The sequence below is a fragment of the Haemophilus sp. UMB1048 genome (assembly GCF_030218125.1).
Taxonomy (GTDB): Bacteria; Pseudomonadota; Gammaproteobacteria; order Enterobacterales; family Pasteurellaceae; genus Haemophilus_D.
In genome coordinates, this window is sequence record NZ_JASOPB010000002.1 from 184,341 (window position 1) to 202,760 (window position 18,420).

Consider the following 18,420-nt stretch of genomic DNA (forward strand, 5'->3'; position numbering starts at 1 on the left):
ACTTTCTCAAAGTGCGGTCAAAAATGATGATGTTTTTAACCGCACTTTGTGTTTTTTTATCTGTCTATGAAAGAAATGGCACATTAGCGTGCTTTAAATTAATCAAAGGGTAGCGATTCCCTTAGGACTTATGAGTGTCAAAATGAAACAAACACGTTCTCCTTTATATCCGATTTTCCTCTTCGTCATCATTAATCTGATTATTTTCACCTTGTCTCGTCTTGGGCTTGCGATTTGGCAGGTAGACCGTGTTTCTGCGGTAGAGGGATGGGGACAATTATTTTTGCAAGGCTTGCGTATGGATATCGTGGCCTTGTGCTATTTATTTGGTGTGCCAGCATTATTTACAGTGCTATTTCATCATAGCCGAATTTGGAAAATGATTTTACGTATTTGGCTTACTCTCGGTAGTGTGTTCATTCTATTTATGGAACTGGCTACACCAGCATTTATCGAAACCTATGACTTCCGTCCAAACCGTCTGTTTATCGAATATTTAATTTATCCGAAAGAAGTCTTTTCAATGTTGATGGAAGGGCATTTAACTGCAGTCATTTTTAGCCTTATTTTCACCGTTACGGCTTTCTTCTGTTATTGGAAACTCTCTGCTTATGCGGTGAAAAACTTGCGCCCAATGAGCTGGAAATTACGCCCTGTTGTAGCATTGCTTGTGATTGCCGTTGCTTTTTTAGGTGCGCGTTCGAGTTTCCAACACCGTGGTGTTAACCCTGCAATGGTCGCTTTTTCTTCCGATGGTTTAGTGAATTCTCTAGTGTTGAACTCTGGCTATTCTGTCCTTTATGCGGCACAGCAATTTAAAGATGAAGGTTCATCTTCCGAGGTGTACGGCAAAATGGATACTGATGAAATGTTGCGTGTTGTCAAAGCCAGCCGTGGCCGTCCTGAAAGTGATTATATTTCAGAGAAGATTCCAACATTAACGAAAAACCAAGCCACTTACCAAGGTAAACCGAAAAATATCGTCATTATTTTGGAAGAAAGTTTTGGGGCGCAATTTGTGGGTACGTTAGGCGGAAAACCACTTTCACCTGAATTTGATAAATTAGCTAAAGAAGGTTGGTTATTTGAAAATCTTTATGCTACGGGGACGCGTTCTGTTCGTGGTATTGAAGCCACCACAGCGGGCTTTACACCCACTCCAGCACGAGCAGTAGTGAAATTGAATAACAGTCAAAGTGGTTTCTTTACCATTGCGGATTTACTTGCCAAACAAGGTTACAACACTTCCTTTATTTATGGCGGTGAAAAACACTTTGATAATATGGCAAGCTTCTTCTATGGCAATGGTTTCCAAACTATTATCGATCAAAAAGATTACCAAAATCCAAAATTTACCGCGACTTGGGGCGTGAGTGATGAGGATCTATTTGATAAAGCGAACGAAACCTTTACCCAGTTACATAATGAAGGAAAACCGTTCTTTAGCCTCGTTTTTAGTTCGAGCAATCACGATCCTTTCGAGTTTCCAGATGGCAAAATTGAGCTTTACGAACAACCAAAAGCAACACGTAATAACAGCGCAAAATATGCGGATTATGCGATTGGTCATTTCTTCAAGTTAGCAAAACAATCTAATTATTGGAAAGATACCGTGTTCTTGGTAATTGCAGACCACGACTCCCGTGCTGCAGGGGCAAGCTTAGTGCCAATTAAGCATTTCCATATTCCTGCATTAATTTTAGGAGATCATGTTGCACCACGCAGAGACAGTCGTTTAGTGAGTCAAATTGATATGCCGACAACCTTACTTTCTATTGCGGGGGTAAGCGGTAATTATCCGATGATTGGTTTTGATTTAACGCAAGACGTTAATCCAGATCGTGCCTTTATGCAATTTGATCAAACCCAAGCTTTAATGAAAGGCAATCACGATGTTGTTATCCAAACACCAAATAGCAAAGCAAAAGGCTATGTGTACGATAAAGAAAAAGATACATTAACTGAAAAAGAAGTGCCGGAAGAAATGAAAAAAGAAGCCTTGGCACATGCCTTACTTGGTAGCTATTTGTATAAAAACCGTTTATATAAAGGCAGTGAAGAGAAGTAAAGTGCGGTCAGTTTTAGGCTAATTTTAAAGGGCGAATGATTTCGCCCTTTTTCTTTATATGATTTGCTCTTAGTGATTTTCAGCAATCACACGTGGGAATAAAATATTGTTTTCACGGTGAATATGCATCATTAAATCATCTGCAAATTCTTGGATGCCGCTGTAAAGCGCACGCCATGTATTGCAAGCATCAGCCGGAGGCGTCATATTGTTTGTTAATGATTTTAATACATCTAAATGTTCGCCGTGTTCTGCGTGTTCCATTTCCATCATACGAATTGGCATTTGCGCCATCATATAGTTACCTGCTTTGATCATAGGGAAAAGCACGTGCTCTTCTTTCATCATATGGTTGCTCAAATCCTCATAGACATTGCGTAATTCAGCCGCCACACCTATTGGGCAATCTTCACGATCGCCATGAACACTTTCTACACGATCCGCTAAGACGATTAATTCTTGAAGCTGTTCGCGGTGGCGTTGATGGTAGCGAACTAAGATATGATCGATAATTTCAGGATAAGTTGCATTAACCCAATATTCTTCCGGGTTTTCTGCTTTGCTGTTTTGAAGCTCGGTTAAGCGCGTTTCAATTTCTGCTAAATTTAATCCTTTTTCTGCCGCTGCGTGAGCAAGTGTATCTGAACCACCACAGCAGAAATCCAAATCATATTCACGAAGTAGAGAAGTTGAGCCGGGTACGCTGACTGCGATTTCACTTAATTTTTTATCTCCAAAAGACATAATGAATCTCCTTATTGATGAGGTAGAGTTAAAAGTTGAGTGAAATACTATGACAATAGCAAAAAAATGCAAAGACTTTTTTAGAAAAGTATGATTCAAATCAAAGCGACGGCTCAAATTTACCTTTTTATAGTTAGGAGTTGATGTGTTTAAAAAGAGAAAGTTGCATTGCTTGAATAGGGTGTTATTATTCGAGCATTGAAAGGGGATTTAGATGAAACGAATTTATCGATTTTTAGCTGTTGGATTACTATTGCTGATTTTAGGTGGCGGCTATTTTTTTGCGAATTTAACAATTTTTGAACGTACATTTATCCAATTAAATACGTCACAAAAAGTGAGTTATATTCCTTTTGAAAACAAGCTAAATATGCAATGTGACAAGGTTAATGGTTTAATGCCTAAATTAACGTCTTCACATTTTCGTTTAGTCAATTGGAATGTGCATAAAGGGCAAGATAAGGGTTGGCAAGAAGATTTAGCGAGATTGTCTAAACAAGCTGATTTTGTGTTATTGCAAGAGGCAACGCAGCATCAAAATTTAAACACATTTTCGACCGCACTTTTTGTGTCCTCTTTTTCTTTTAAAGATCTCTTATCGGGTGTCAAGACATTCACTAAAACGCAACCAGAATGGTATTGCGGTGGTGGCGTAGCAGAACCATTAATACAAATACCTAAAGTGGCAAGTGTGATGAGTTTTCCATTAGAAAAAGACGCTAGCTTGCTACTTATTAATGTGCATTTGATTAATTTTGAATGGGGGATTTCCGCTTATCAAACTCAGTTAGAGCAGCTCTTTTCTTTTGTGGAAAATCATCAAGGCCCCATCATTATGTCTGGCGATTTTAATGCGTGGAATGAGCGTCGTCTGAATTTAGTCAATAATTTGATGCAAAAATATGGACTAGATGCAATGACGCTATCTCAAGATGAACGATTGCGATTTTTAGGTTATCCACTTGATTATATTTTTACGCGAGGCGTAAAAGTGGTGAGTGCAACATCAGAAGTGGTTACTTCGTCAGATCATAATCCATTACTGGTTGAATTCGAATTGGAATAAAGTGCGGTCAGATTTTGAGAAAATTTTAGGGCTAACGTTATGTTAGCCCTATGTGTTAATTACTTGGTTTGATTAATTAAAAATTGTGTTAATAGAGACACTGGACGACCTGTTGCGCCTTTATTTGCACCTTGAAGCCAAGCTGTCCCGGCGATATCTAAATGTGCCCAGGTGTACTTTTTCGTAAAGTTAGAGAGGAATGCGCCTGCAGTAATTGCACCGCCCCAACGACCGCCAATATTAGCCAAATCGGCAAAAGGTGATTTTAATTGCTCTTGATATTCTTCACTCAACGGTAAACGCCAAGCTTTGTCAGTGGTTTGCTGTGCGGCTTGTAATAACTGTTCTGCTAAGGCATCATCAGTTGAAACTAAGCCACTGTTATGTTGACCTAAAGCAACCACACAAGCGCCAGTCAGGGTTGCAACATCAATCACATATTGCGGTTCAAAACGTTCAACATAAGTTAATGTATCACAAAGCACTAAACGGCCTTCAGCATCTGTATTTAATACTTCTACGGTTAAACCGTTCATTGTGGTGAGGATATCGCCTGGGCGATAGGCATTACCATCAGGCAAATTTTCACAACCCGCTAATACACCGATAACATTGAGTGGTAGATTTAATTCTGCAATGGCTTTCATCGTACCAAATACCGAAGCTGCACCACACATATCGTATTTCATCTCATCCATTTCTGCGGCTGGTTTTAACGAAATACCACCCGCATCAAAGGTTAAGCCTTTGCCCACTAATACGATAGGTTTCGCATTTTTATCAGGTGCATTGTTGAAATGTAAAATAGACATATAAGCCGGATTTTGCGAACCTCGAGATACGGCTAAATACGCATTCATGCCAAGTTTTGTCATGTCTTCTTCATCAATCACATCAAGGGAAAGTACGGCTGATGTTTCGGTTAAATTTTTAGCTTGTTCAGCTAAATAAGCCGGTGTACAAATATTAGGTGGCATATTCGCGATATTACGCGCAGCTTTTACACCATTTGCAATGGCTTGCGCTTCTGCGATAGCTTGTTGAGCTTGTGAATCATCGGTATTAAAAATGATTTCTTGAAGAGAGATAGCATCCGCTTTTTTACTTTTAAATTCATCAAATTGATAAAGACTATGTTCGATGGTTTCAACGGTAAAACGCACATTCCAAAATAGATCGCGATCTTTAATTTCCACATCCGTTAAATTATTCACCGCTTGTTGAATATTTAATTCTTTTAATGTTTGGGTTACGCGTTGGATGATTTGTTTAAATTGGCGTTCAGTCGTTTCGCCTTTTTTACCACAACCTGCGACTAACACGCGTTTAGTCGCAAGATTAGGTAATGAATGAAGCAGAGTCGCTTGGCCAATTTTGCCTGAAAGATCTTGGCTTTGAGCTAACTGGCTGAGGTAGCCTTGTGTGATTTGATCGATTTCATTGAAACTTTTTGTCAATTCATTGTTCTCATAAATGCCGATAATAAGGCAATCGGTTGATTGAGAAAGTGCGGTTGAGTTTGCTTGATATTTCATGTTATTTCCTTATGTTGCTAATTTGCTATTTAAATCAGTCAAAATAAGGTATCATACGCCATCTAAATTAGCCAGTTTCCCGTGTTTTTTAGTTAGAAAAAAAGAATGATATTAACCCGATATTTAACAAAGGAAGTATTTAAAAGCCAGATTGCAATTTTGTTTATTTTGCTTTTAATTTTCTTCAGCCAACAACTTGTGCGCGTACTTGGTTCAGCGGCAAATGGTAAGGTTCCCGCCGATCTGGTGTTCTCTTTACTTGGTTTAGGGATGCCGACGATGGCGCAATTAATGTTGCCATTATGTTTGTTTATCGCCATTTTGCTGACTTTCGGTCGACTCTACGCTGAAAGTGAGATTACTGTAATGCGGGCTTGTGGTGTGGGACAACGTATCCTTGTTCGTGTGGCGTTAATTCTTTCTTTGTTCACAGCTGGCTTGGCTGCTTACAATGCATTGTGGCTTTCTCCATGGGCCATTCAAAAGCAAGCGGCGATTGTCGAAGATGCTAAAGCGAACCCAACCATGGGGGCATTGGCTTCTGGTCAATTCATGTCCACAAGCAACAATAATTTCGTCTTATTCATTGATAAGATTAACGGTAATCAAATCAGTGATGTTTATCTTTTCCAAATGAAAGCCAAAGGCCAAACTAAACCATCAGTGGTTACGGCTGAAAAAGGTGAATTAAAAGCGTTACCGAATGGCGACCAAGTCTTGAATTTACAGAATACCTTGCGTGTAGAAGGCACATCCGTGCTTCCTGATTTTCGTATTACACATTTTGATGACTACCAAGCGTATTTAGGCCATCAAGAGACAAACTCGGAAAGTGATGAAGCCGCTGAATTATCTTTTGAGCAATTATTAAAAGATAAAAGTGCAGCCGCAAAAGCAGAGTTGCATTGGCGCATTACCTTAATTTTAGCGGTGCCTTTAATGGCGCTTATTGCTGTACCAATGAGTAAAGTGAATCCTCGTCAAGGTCGTTTCGCGAAAATCTTACCAGCATTATTGCTTTATTTAATTTACTTCTTGTTACAAAGCTCATTTAAATCTGCGGGGGGGGCTGATAAGCTTGATGCCGGTTTGTTAATGCCGTTGGTAAATATCGCCTTTTTAATTTTAGGGATTGTGCTGAATAGTTGGGATAGCACTGCTATGCATAAATTCCGTCGTGTATTCAGAAAAGGGTAATAACAATGTTAATGAATACTCTTGATCGTTATATCGGTAAAAGCATCTTAGGGGCAATTTTTGCCACGTTATTTACGTTGGTTGGCCTTTCGGCAATTATCAAATTTGTAGAGCAATTCCGTAGCGTAGGGAAAGGTTCTTATGATATTTGGCAAGCCGTGGCTTATACAGGCTTAACGATGCCAAAAGATGTAGAAACCTTTTTCCCGATGGCTGCTTTGTTAGGTGCCTTAATTGCTTTAGGTAATTTGGCCAGCCGCAGTGAATTAGTGGTCATGCAATCTGCCGGTTTTTCTCGCTTTAAAATTGGATTAGCCGTCATGAAAACGGCACTTCCACTGGTGCTTTTTACCATGATTATTGGTGAGTGGGGGATTCCACAAACTGAACAGTTTGCCCGTGATATGCGTACTCGTGCGCTTTCCGGTGGTTCAATGCTTTCGGTAAAAAATGGTGTATGGGCAAAAGACGGTAATAATTTCGTGTATGTTCGTCGAATTAAAGATGATGCACAATTAGAAGATATTTATATTTATACCTTTGATGAACAGCGTAATCTCACTCATTTGAAGCATGCAAATCAAGCACAATATTCTGCTGAAAATAATCAATGGCAGTTGCGTCAAGTGAATAATTCAGCGGTATCAAAAGAACAAATTACCACAACAAACCGTTTAACAGAAGATTGGGCAACAAGCTTAACGCCAGATAAATTAGGCGCAGTTTCATTACGTCCAACGTCATTATCTATTTCCGGTTTGTATGAATATATTGCTTTCTTAAAACAAACAGGACAGGATTCTCGCCGTTTTGAATTAACCTATTGGCGTAAGATTTTTCAGCCCCTTTCTGTAGGTGTAATGATGATGCTTGCGTTATCTTTCATCTTTGGTTCATTACGTAGTGTCACTGCAGGAGCGAGAATCGTAACGGGGATTTGCTTTGGGTTCTTGTTCTATGTCGTCAATGAAATTTTTGGACAAATGAGTGTGGTATTTAATGCACCGGCCTTTTTAGGTGCACTGATGCCAAGCCTCTTGTTTATGGCGATTATTTGGTGGCTACTAGCGAGAAAACGAGATTAATTAACAAACCATTAATGAAAAAGGCGAACATATAAGGTTCGCCTTTTTATTTACTAAAAAAGTGCGGTCAAAACTGACCGCACTTTAGGAATTTAATCTTCTTTAAATTCTCTCATCATTTCTTCTGCTTTTTTCACCATTTCTGCAGAACCGACGAAAAGTGGTACACGTTGGTGAAGTTCAGTTGGTTGAATATCTAAAATTCGATTGTAACCATCAGAGGCAATACCACCCGCTTGTTCTGCTAAGAATGCCATTGGATTGCCTTCATAAAGCAAACGAAGCTTACCATTTGGATAGTTAGTTGCACTTGGGTAAATATAGATACCGCCTTTTAATAAGTTACGATGGAAGTCAGCCACTAATGAACCGATATAACGTGACGCATAAGGGCGGTTAGTTGCTTTATCTTCCTCTTGGCAGTATTTAATGTATTTTTTTACCCCTTGTGGGAATTTGAGATATTGTCCTTCATTGATGGAATAGATTTTTCCCTCTTTTGGCATTTGCATATTTTCATGAGAAAGACAGAATGTACCGATAGATGGATCATAAGTGAAACCATTTACGCCGTGACCAGTGGTATAAACCAACATGGTAGATGAACCATATACGATATAACCCGCAGCCACTTGTTTATTACCCGGTTGCATAAAGTCTTCTAAGGTAACAGGTGAGCCAATAGGGGATACACGACGGTAAATAGAGAAGATTGTCCCAACCGAAACGTTCACATCAATATTGGATGAACCATCAAGTGGGTCGGTCAAAATAATATATTTTGCATTACGAGCGCGTTCAGTATCAAAAGCGATAAAACTTTCTTCTTCCTCTGAAGCAAAACCTGCCACTTCTTCACGTGACATAAGGGCTGCATTCATAGTGTTATGGGCGAACAAGTCCAATTTCATTTGGCTTTCACCCTGCACGTTTTCGACACCAGACTGACCAAGAATATTGGTTAAACCTGCTTTGTTGATATCACGATGAATGATTTTTGCTAATAAACGAATAGAAGACAAAATACCACTAAGTTCCCCTTTTGCATTTGGGTACTCCGCTTGGCGTTCAACAATAAATTCACTCAATGTTTTCATGTTTATTCCTTTTTTATAATTGTTAAATAAATAATAGACCCTTTTATTATATGTTATTTGGCACTTTTGATTGAGATCAAAATGTGAAGAATGAGATCTTTGTCACATTTTATTTTTGATACAAAACCTTGACAAAACCTATAAATATCCTTTAAAAGAGAGGTGTAACAAAAAAATAACAAATAACACAACATCAGAATAAAGGGTACCTTATGAATATAACCCCGATCAGCGAGTCGGCGGTGGTTTGCTCTTTACCGCCACCAGCTTCACTTCAACAACAACGCCAACTCTGGGCGTTTGCCAACCAACTACAGTCTGAGAAAGATATTGTAGAAGTTGTCGTGGGAATGAATAATCTCACGGTCTTCACTGATTTTTACGTAGATTTTGAGCCGCTTATTCAGCGCTTGGAACAACGTTGGGGAGAATTGAAAGTATCGGCTTTTCAAGGTCGTCATATCGAAATTCCGGTAATTTATGGCGGCGAATTAGGCCAAGATTTATCTGAAGTAGCCAAATTACATGACACCACACCAGAACGAATTGTTCAAATGCATAGCGAACCGATTTATACGGTATATATGATTGGTTTCCAACCTGGTTTTCCCTATTTAGGTGGTTTACCTGAAAGCCTGCACACGCCACGTCGTGCTGTCCCAAGAACACTTGTTCCTGCCGGTTCTGTTGGTATTGGTGGGGCTCAAACGGGCATTTATCCCTTTTCCTCTCCTGGCGGATGGCAATTAATCGGTCATACTAAGCATGCGCTCTTTGACAAAAATCAAGCACAACCCACTTTATTACAAGCAGGAGATACGGTGAAATTTGTGGTGGAGGGAATTGAATTATGATTCATGTTATTGATGTGCAATCCCGTGCCACAATTCAGGATTTGGGCCGTTTTGGTTTACGTCGATTTGGAATCAGTCATTGTGGGGCAATGGACAAATTAGCATTACGAGCAGGCAATATTCTGCTGGGAAATGCAGAGGGAGCCCCGGCAATCGAAGTCCCTTTAGGTGGTATTACATTGCAATTCCAGCAGGATATGAATTTTTGTGTCACCGGGGCATTTTATGAAATGACCTTAGATGATAAACCGGTTTTTGCTTACTGGCGTTATCAGGCACGAGCTGGGCAAGTTCTGAAAATGATACGTGCAAAAATTGGTATGTATGGCTATTTATGTGTTCAAGGTGGTTTTATCTTACCCCAAGAATTGAACTCTTGTAGTACAGATCTCCGAGCTCAAATAGGAGGAATAGAAGGACGTGGTTTACAAGTGGGCGATCAACTGCAAACGGTAAATGATCCTATTTTGCGTAGTGAAATTGGGATTGCACCTATTCCACTTAAACATACTATTCATGCGTTACCGTCCTCTGAATATCAGGCATTTAAACGAAAATCCCAATATTATTGGTGGCGAAGTAAATGGACGTTACAAAGTAGCAGTGATCGCATGGGCTATCGTTTTCAAGGGCAAAAATTAGAATTAAAGCAACCGCTGGAAATGCTGTCTCACGCGATTCAATTTGGAAGCGTACAAGTGCCACCAAGTGGTCAACCAATTATTTTAATGGCTGATGCACAAACTACAGGCGGTTATCCCAAAATTGCCAATGTGATCGATGCGGATCTTGGTGCGTTGGCACAGGTACGTTTAGGCTCAACCATTCAATTCGAGGCCGTTAGTTTAGAACAAGCTGCAAAATTACGTCGTAAAAATGAGATATACCTCGATCAAATTAGGAGAATTGTCGATGAAAAAAATTGATTTAAATGCCGATATTGCTGAAGGTTTTCCTTTTGATGAGGCCTTATTAAAATTGCTTTCTTCTGCCAATATTGCTTGCGGTTTACATGCCGGTGGAGCAAAAGAAATGCAAAGTGCGGTTAGATTTGCGAAAGAAAATCAGGTACGGATTGGGGCTCATCCAGGCTTCCCTGATCGAGAAAATTTTGGGCGAACTCAGATGGATTTACCTGAACAGGAATTAATTGCACATTTGCGCTATCAGCTTGGTGCCTTAAAAGCGATTTGTGATGGGGAAGGCACGGAAATTAGTTATGTTAAGCCACACGGAGCTTTATACAATCAAGCTGCGAAAGATGAAAAGTTAGCCCGTTTAATTGCACAAACAATTCGTCAATTTGATTCTAATTTAAAATTAATGGGATTGGCGGGGAGCTTAATGTTACGCGTAGCTGAGGAAGAAGGTTTACAAACAATTTCTGAAGTTTTTGCGGATCGCCACTATATGCCTGATGGGAGTTTGGTACCTCGTTCGCAACCGAATGCAATGGTGGAGTCTGATGAGGAAACCATTCAACAAGTGTTACAAATGGTAACAGAAGGTCAAGTCAAAGCCATTGATGGAAGCCTTGTGCCAGTAAAAGCAGAAAGTATCTGTTTACATGGCGATAATCAACATTCTCTACAATTTGCTGCACGCATTGTGGAAGAATTAGAAAAAAATCATATAACAATAACGGCATAAGCCGAATAAACATAACACACAACATCAACTTAACAAGGGAGGTGCTTTATGGCATCAATCAATCACCGCCGAAATGCAGTGCTGGGTGCGGCATTTTTAATGGCGACTTCAGCAATTGGTCCTGGCTTTTTAACTCAAACTGCAACCTTTACAAACACCTTATTAGCCAGTTTTGGCTTTGTGATTTTATTATCGATTTTGTTAGATATTGGTGCTCAGCTTAATATTTGGCGAATTGTGGTGGTATCAGGAAAGCGAGCACAGGATATTTCTAATGCTGTTTTTCCAGGCGCGGGCTATTTTCTTGCGTCACTTATCGTGATGGGAGGGTTGGCTTTTAATATTGGTAATGTAGGGGGCGCAGGCCTAGGGCTTAATTCAATCTTTGGTATCGCCCCAGAAACAGGAGCTGTTATCAGTGGCATCATTGCAATTTTAATTTTTTTACGTAAAGAAGCAGGATTGTTAATGGATCGCTTTGCCCAATTAATGGGTTTTATTATGATTGCACTGACTTTGTATGTTATGTTTAAAACAGAACCGCCAGTGGTAGAAGCAGCATATCGTACCTTTATTCCAGAGCAAGTTGATCCTATCGCAATTGTGACATTAGTTGGAGGAACTGTAGGGGGATATATTACCTTTGCTGGCGCTCACCGCTTATTAGACGCGGGGATCCAGGGTGAAAAAGCAATGGCTGAAGTGAGTCGTAGCTCTGTATCGGCTATTTTAATCGCCTCTACCATGCGTGTTGTATTATTTCTTGCCGTGCTTGGTGTTGTCGCCAAAGGGATTCCGTTGAATCCTAAAAATCCAGCAGAAACGCCTTTCGAATACGTGGCAGGCCATTTTGGCCAAATCTTATTTGGCGTAGTGATTTGGGCAGCTTCTATCACATCAGTTATTGGTGCCGCTTATACATCGGTATCATTCCTCACGAGCCTTTGTCCGACAATTGAACGAAATAGAAACTATTGGATTATTGGGTTTATAGTGGTTTCTACAGCAGTTCTTGTCACTGTAGGGAAACCTGCTGCTGTACTGGTTTTTGTGGGAACCCTAAATGGTTTAATTTTACCAATAGCACTAGCCTTGATTTTATTAGCCGCTTATCGAAGCAATATTGTTGGTAGCTATAAACACCCAATTTGTTTAGCTTTTGCTGGCTGGTTTGTAGTGATTATTATGGCAATATTAAGTGGAAAAACCATAATTTCTTATGTATCTAGTTTTGTAAGTTAGTTTTTATTTCAAACTAAAGTGCGGTCAGAATTTACTGAGAGTTTTCAGTATAATATTAAAAAAATCAACCGCACTTTCTTTATCCCTAAATCTGTGTAGAATTAAAAGTATTTAATCACAGTAAAGGAATACTGTTATGAAATTTACTCATTTTCCTTTCAAATCAAGTTTACTTGCTTGCAGTATCGCTTTGCTTTCTGCTTGCAATTCAATTACTTATCATCCCACTAAAACGATTGAGCAAATAGATCCACAAAAGGGATATCGCTTGGAAAATGCGATGCAGCAAGCATTACAAAAAGAAAATTTGGTGATTATGACTTTTTCAGGTGGTGGCTCTCGCGCGGCATCTTTAGGTTATGGCGTGTTAGAGCAATTCCAAAATGTCTCAGTGCGTCCAACAGAGAAAGGTAGCACCTTATTGCAAAATATTGATATTGTGTATGGGGTGTCTGGCGGCTCAGTATTAGCAGCCTATTTTGCTTTGGAGGGACAGGACATTATCCCTAAATTTAATAATTCTTTTTTGAAAAAGAATTTCCAGAAAAAAGTCATCAATGAAGTATTTTCGGTGAGTAATGTGCCTCGGCTTACTTCTCCACAGTTTGGTCGTAGCGATTTGTTGCAGGAACAGCTCAATCTTGCTTTATATAGTGGGAAAAAATTTGCAGATCTTGAACAACGTAAAGGACCTTTTGCCGTGATTAATGCCACAGATATGACAGCAGGACAGGAAGTTTCTTTTACGCAAGATTTCTTTGATTGGCTTTGTGTTGATTTAAATGATGTTGAGATTGCTCGGGCAGTAGCGGCATCAAGCGCCGTACCATTAATTTTTTCACCGATTACGCAAAATAATCATGGTGGTTCCTGCCTCGTGGAAAATAAAAAAGAGTTATTGATGCAGATGAATCCACCTAATCGGTTGTTGTTGAGTAACTTTGATGCCATGGAAAAACGCATGGAGCCTTATCAAAATAAGGCTGAAAAACCTTATTTGCACTTAGTTGATGGTGGCTTAACGGATAATTTAGGTTTGGCTAGCTTATTGGATGTGTCAAATTTACTTAGTGTCCGAAAATTATATACTGAGCTTAAGAATTATAATTTACGTAATATTGTCGTGGTAAACGTTAATGCTCAAAATGAACTTACTAGCGATATTGATAAATCAGCTGATGTACCGGGAATCAAAGATGTCGTAAATACAGTGATTAATGTACCAATTGATAAAACGACAGCATCGACAGTGAAATATTCACAACAATTTGCGGATCAATGGAATGCTTACGCTAAACGTAAAAAAGGAATAAAAATTAAAGCTCATTTTGTGAATTTAAATTTAAAAGATTTGCCAGAGGGGCAATTGAAGAATGATGTTCTTAATATCGGTACATCGCTATATTTGCCAGAATCGGATGTGGATAAACTGCGCGAAGCGGCTAAGATTTTATTGGAACAATCAAAAGAATACTATAAGGCAGTGAAAGCATTGCAATAGTTTATAGGCTTAAAGTGTGGTTAGAAATGACCGCACTTTTCTTTTTAAATTTTATATCAATTCCATTCATATAAAATCACAATAAAATTCACATCCATCTAGACGTCTAAATATTTAATGAGGACGTTAATTTTGTTACACTCAGTATATCTTAGAATTAATTAAATATAGGAAAGCAAAATGAGTAAACTTTTTCCAAATGCCACTATTCGTACTTCTGCGCCATATCGTTTTGATATTGTAGGCAGTTTTTTACGCCCAGAGGCTTTAAAACAGGCTCGTCATCAATGTAGTTGTGGCGATATTTCTTGTACGGATCTAACGCAAGTTGAAGATGCAGAAATTGCGAAATTGGTAGAGCATCAAAAAAATGTTGGATTGCATGCGGTGACTGATGGTGAATTTCGTCGTACTTTTTGGCATTTAGATTTCTTAGCTGCATTAGATGGCGTGAAAGAAGTGGATGCTGAAAAATTCTCAGTGCAATTTAAACACGATAATGTACGCCCGAAAACATTAAAAATTGTGGATAAGATTGGTTTTTCAGAGAGCCATCCTTTCGTTGAACATTACCGCTCATTGCAAAAAATAGCAGGGGAGACTGAAGTCAAATTAACGATTCCTTCTCCGTCTATGCTTCATTTAATTTGTACAGTACGAGCCACAGATTATCAGCCAATTGAACGTTATAAAGATAACAATCAGTTGTTATTAGATGATATTGCTGATGCTTATATTGATGCGATGAATATCTTTTATAAATTAGGCTGTCGTAACTTACAGTTGGATGATACAAGCTGGGGTGAATTTTGTGCGGAAGATAAACGTAAAACCTATACTGAGCGTGGTTTAGATTTAGATCAAATCGCCAAAGATTATGTGTATATGTTAAACAAAATCGTGGCAGCGAAACCAGCTGATTTAGCGATTACAATGCATATTTGTCGTGGTAATTTCCGTTCAACTTGGTTCTCTGCTGGTGGTTATGAGCCTATCGCAGAAACCTTATTTGGCCACTGTAATGTGGATGGTTTCTTCTTGGAGTACGACAGTGATCGTGCAGGTGATTTCAAACCTTTACGCTTTATTAAAAATCAACAAGTAGTGTTAGGATTAATCACCTCTAAATCGGGCGAGTTAGAAAACCGTGATGAAATTATTGCTCGTATTAAAGAAGCAGCACAATATGTGAATATCAATCAACTTTGCTTAAGCCCACAATGTGGTTTCGCTTCAACGGAAGAGGGTAATATCCTGACTGAAGAACAACAATGGAAGAAACTCGAATTTATCCGTAGTATCGTGGAAGAAGTTTGGGGTAAATAATTTCAAATTGGAATGTAAAAGAGATAATCGTTAAGATGGTTATCTCTTTTTTTCATGAAAGTGCGGTAAAAAATGACCGCACTTTTAAACAATAAAAAAGGAAGTCAATAGACTTCCTTTTATGTTATTTCAATTTAATTATTTTTGACGCATTGCAGGGAATAGGATCACATCACGGATAGATGGCGCGTTAGCATAAAGCATTGCTAAGCGGTCGATACCTAAACCTTCACCCGCTGTAGGTGGTAAGCCGTGTTCAAGTGCAACTACGAAGTCATCATCCTTAAACATTGCTTCATCGTCACCCGCTTCTTTCGCTGCGACTTGCGCATCAAAACGTTCATTTTGGTCTTCGGCATCGTTTAATTCTGAGAAGCCGTTACCAATTTCACGACCACCGATGAACAATTCAAAGCGGTCAGTTACTTCTGGGTTTTCATCGTTACGACGTGCAAGCGGTGAAATCTCAGCTGGATGCGCCATTAAGAAGGTTGGTTGAATTAAGTGATGTTCAGCTACTTCTTCAAAGATCGCATTTACGATAGAGCCTAAGCCCCAAGATTTTTGAACTTCGATACCCAAGCGTTCAGCGGTAGCTTTTGCACGATCGAAATCATAAAGATCTTCTTTTACGATACCTTTATCTGCACCATATTTAATGGTTGCATCATGTAATGTGATACGCTCAAATGGTTTGCCAAAGTCAAATTCTAAATCACCGTATTTCACAATGGTTGTACCAAGAATATTCATCGCGAGTTTGCGTAATAATTCTTCGGTGTTATCCATTAAATCATGATAATCCGCATAAGCTTGGTAGTATTCAAGCATAGTGAATTCTGGATTGTGACGAACAGAAACCCCTTCATTACGGAAGTTACGGTTTAATTCGAAGACACGTTCAAAACCACCAACAACTAAACGTTTTAAGTAAAGTTCTGGCGCAATACGAAGATACATATCAACGTCTAATGCATTGTGGTGAGTGATAAATGGACGAGCAGATGCACCGCCCGGAATCACTTGTAGCATAGGGGTTTCTACTTCCATGAAACCTTTAGAAATAAAGAATTCACGAATACCCGCAATCACTTTTGAACGAATAATAAATGTGCGGCGAGATTCTTCATTAGAAATTAAATCTAAGTAACGTTGACGATAACGTGCCTCCATGTCTGTTAAACCATGGAATTTGTTTGGTAATGGACGAAGTGCTTTGGTTAAAAGTTGAACTTCAGTTGTTTTAATGGTTAATTCATTGGTTTTAGTTTTGAAAAGTGTCCCTTTCACCCCAATGATATCACCTAAATCCCAATTACCTACATCTTCGGCATAAACGCCTTCAGGAAGGTTATCACGAGCAACATATAATTGGATTTTGCCACTCATATCTTGCAAGGTAATAAAGGTGGCTTTACCCATTGCACGACGAGTCATAATACGACCAGCAACGGCTACTTCAATCGCTTTATCTTTTAATACTTCGCCATCTTCGGCTTCATACTTATCATGTAAATCTTGAGCAAGGGCGTCACGACGGAATTGATTCGGGAACGCATTACCTTTTGCACGTAATGCGGCTAATTTTTCACGGCGAACGAGCATTTCGCCATTGAGATCTAATTCTTTCACTTCTTGTTCTGACATATCCTTACCTCGCTAGTTTGTAATTAGAATGTGATTTATTGAAAATAAAAAGGTTTCTTCTATTCTACCCATAGCATTGTTTTTTGTTAAGCCTTTTTTAATGAAGTCATCTGTTTTATAGGGAAAGTGTTGGTGATAAATGCAGGAAAGCAAAATTGTGCTATTTTTTTAATCAAAATGTTTATTATCTGATATTCATACAAACAAAAAGAGCGGTTAATTTTCCAAAGGGTTTAAACTCGGAAAATACAGACCGCTCTTTGCGTAGAATGATTAATTAAAGATCGAAATCACCAAAATCATTGGTATCGACTTTAGAGTCAATTTGACCGACAAGGTAAGAACTCACTTCGACTTCTTGTGGCGCTACTTGTACGTTGTCAGAAACAAGCCATGCGTTAATCCATGGAATTGGGTTAGAGCGCGCGCCAAATGGCAGTGGAAGACCAACGGCTTGCATACGGATATTGGTAATGTATTCCACGTATTGTACCAAAATGTCTCTGTTCAAACCAATCATTGAACCGTCTTTAAATAAGTAATCTGCCCATTCTTTTTCTTGTTCTGCTGCCGCTAAGAATAAATCATAGGCTTCTTGTTTACATTCTTCCGCAATTTCTGCCATTTCAGGATCGTCTTGACCCGCAGCCATGATGTTTAAAATGTGCTGTGTACCCGTTAAGTGTAGGGCTTCATCACGTGCGATAAATTTAATGATTTTCGCATTACCTTCCATTAATTGACGCTCTGCAAAGGCAAAGGAACAAGCGAAAGATACGTAGAAACGAATCGCTTCAAGTGCGTTCACACTCATCAAGCAAAGGTAAAGTTGTTTTTTCAGGTTACGTAATGTCACCACACATTCTTTACCATCTACCGTGTAAGTACCTTCACCATACAAGCTGTAAAGTTGGCTATCACGGATTAAATCGTCGTAGTAAGAAGAAATGTCACGTGCGCGTTTGATGATTTCTTCGTTGGTTACGATGTCATCAAATACAATAGATGGATCGTTCACAATGTTACGAATAATATGTGTGTAAGAACGAGAGTGGATGGTTTCAGAGAAGGTCCAAGTCTCGATCCAAGTTTCTAATTCTGGAATAGATACCAACGGTAATAATGCAACGTTCGGGCTGCGACCTTGAATGGAATCCAACAAGGTTTGATATTTTAAATTGCTGATGAAAATGTGTTTTTCATGTTCAGGCAACGCCGCGTAGTCGATACGGTCTTGTGACACATCTACTTCTTCCGGACGCCAGAAGAAGGAAAGTTGTTTTTCAATGAGCTTTTCAAAGGTCTCATATTTTTGTTGATCGTAACGCGCAACGTTAACGTTTTGACCAAAGAACATCGGTTCTTTTAATTGGTCATTTTTGTTTTGTGAGAAAGTAGTGTATGCCAT

15 protein-coding genes are annotated in these 18,420 nt (G+C 39.1%); 10 read left to right on the forward strand and 5 right to left on the reverse strand.

Annotated features, from left to right (window positions below):
- Window positions 1-142: 142 nt before the first annotated feature.
- Window positions 143-2,068: an LTA synthase family protein gene (locus QP437_RS02635; RefSeq protein WP_285266857.1), complete on the forward strand. Its 1,926-nt coding sequence runs from the start codon at window positions 143-145 to the stop codon at window positions 2,066-2,068.
- A 69-nt stretch (window positions 2,069-2,137) separates the two neighbouring features.
- Here QP437_RS02635 and ytfE read toward each other — a convergent pair whose 3' ends face one another.
- Complete coding sequence (ytfE, locus tag QP437_RS02640) at window positions 2,138-2,812, reverse strand: iron-sulfur cluster repair protein YtfE (RefSeq protein ID WP_285266858.1); 675 nt, start codon at window positions 2,810-2,812, stop codon at window positions 2,138-2,140.
- A gap of 214 nt (window positions 2,813-3,026) precedes the next feature.
- Here ytfE and QP437_RS02645 point away from each other — a divergent pair, with 214 nt between their 5' ends.
- On the forward strand, window positions 3,027-3,878 hold the full coding sequence (locus tag QP437_RS02645; protein WP_285266859.1) for an endonuclease/exonuclease/phosphatase family protein: 852 nt from the start codon (window positions 3,027-3,029) through the stop codon (window positions 3,876-3,878).
- Window positions 3,879-3,937: 59 nt separating this feature from the next.
- Here QP437_RS02645 and QP437_RS02650 read toward each other — a convergent pair whose 3' ends face one another.
- Window positions 3,938-5,413 carry a leucyl aminopeptidase gene (locus QP437_RS02650; RefSeq protein ID WP_285266860.1) on the reverse strand — a complete coding sequence of 492 codons (1,476 nt, stop codon included), beginning with the start codon at window positions 5,411-5,413 and terminating at the stop codon, window positions 3,938-3,940.
- Window positions 5,414-5,518: 105 nt separating this feature from the next.
- Here QP437_RS02650 and lptF point away from each other — a divergent pair, with 105 nt between their 5' ends.
- Both lptF and lptG read left to right on the forward strand, forming a co-directional pair.
- Window positions 5,519-6,610, forward strand: a complete 1,092-nt coding sequence (gene lptF / locus QP437_RS02655; RefSeq protein WP_014065549.1) for an LPS export ABC transporter permease LptF — start codon at window positions 5,519-5,521, stop codon at window positions 6,608-6,610.
- A gap of 11 nt (window positions 6,611-6,621) precedes the next feature.
- Window positions 6,622-7,695, forward strand: coding sequence for an LPS export ABC transporter permease LptG (lptG, locus tag QP437_RS02660; protein ID WP_285266923.1), 1,074 nt, complete (start codon window positions 6,622-6,624; stop codon window positions 7,693-7,695).
- A gap of 92 nt (window positions 7,696-7,787) precedes the next feature.
- On the opposite strand, the gene fbp is transcribed toward lptG, so the two are convergent.
- The gene (fbp, locus tag QP437_RS02665) at window positions 7,788-8,792 is read right to left on the reverse strand and encodes a class 1 fructose-bisphosphatase (RefSeq protein WP_178161072.1); all 1,005 of its coding nucleotides are present in this window, start codon (window positions 8,790-8,792) and stop codon (window positions 7,788-7,790) included.
- 212 nt (window positions 8,793-9,004) lie between these two features.
- Here fbp and pxpB point away from each other — a divergent pair, with 212 nt between their 5' ends.
- The 6 genes from pxpB to QP437_RS02695 all read left to right on the forward strand — a co-directional run bounded on the left by pxpB (window position 9,005) and on the right by QP437_RS02695 (window position 15,365).
- Entirely contained in the window at window positions 9,005-9,646 is a 642-nt protein-coding gene (pxpB, locus tag QP437_RS02670; RefSeq protein WP_285266861.1) for a 5-oxoprolinase subunit PxpB, read from the forward strand.
- The gene (locus QP437_RS02675) at window positions 9,643-10,572 is read left to right on the forward strand and encodes a 5-oxoprolinase/urea amidolyase family protein (protein WP_285266862.1); all 930 of its coding nucleotides are present in this window, start codon (window positions 9,643-9,645) and stop codon (window positions 10,570-10,572) included. Before pxpB ends, QP437_RS02675 begins: the two co-directional genes overlap by 4 nt.
- On the forward strand, window positions 10,559-11,296 hold the full coding sequence (gene pxpA / locus QP437_RS02680; RefSeq protein WP_285266863.1) for a 5-oxoprolinase subunit PxpA: 738 nt from the start codon (window positions 10,559-10,561) through the stop codon (window positions 11,294-11,296). Before QP437_RS02675 ends, pxpA begins: the two co-directional genes overlap by 14 nt.
- A 48-nt stretch (window positions 11,297-11,344) precedes the next feature.
- Window positions 11,345-12,538 carry an NRAMP family divalent metal transporter gene (locus QP437_RS02685; RefSeq protein WP_285266864.1) on the forward strand — a complete coding sequence of 398 codons (1,194 nt, stop codon included), beginning with the start codon at window positions 11,345-11,347 and terminating at the stop codon, window positions 12,536-12,538.
- Between the two features lie 136 nt (window positions 12,539-12,674).
- On the forward strand, window positions 12,675-14,039 hold the full coding sequence (locus QP437_RS02690; RefSeq protein ID WP_285266865.1) for a patatin-like phospholipase family protein: 1,365 nt from the start codon (window positions 12,675-12,677) through the stop codon (window positions 14,037-14,039).
- Window positions 14,040-14,219: 180 nt separating this feature from the next.
- Window positions 14,220-15,365, forward strand: a complete 1,146-nt coding sequence (locus QP437_RS02695; RefSeq protein ID WP_285266866.1) for a 5-methyltetrahydropteroyltriglutamate--homocysteine S-methyltransferase — start codon at window positions 14,220-14,222, stop codon at window positions 15,363-15,365.
- A gap of 138 nt (window positions 15,366-15,503) precedes the next feature.
- On the opposite strand, the gene lysS is transcribed toward QP437_RS02695, so the two are convergent.
- A complete protein-coding gene (gene lysS / locus QP437_RS02700) occupies window positions 15,504-17,012 on the reverse strand; it encodes a lysine--tRNA ligase (protein ID WP_285266867.1) in 1,509 nt (502 codons plus the stop codon).
- Window positions 17,013-17,289: 277 nt separating this feature from the next.
- The gene (gene nrdB, locus QP437_RS02705; RefSeq protein WP_054418800.1) at window positions 17,290-18,420 is read right to left on the reverse strand and encodes a class Ia ribonucleoside-diphosphate reductase subunit beta; all 1,131 of its coding nucleotides are present in this window, start codon (window positions 18,418-18,420) and stop codon (window positions 17,290-17,292) included.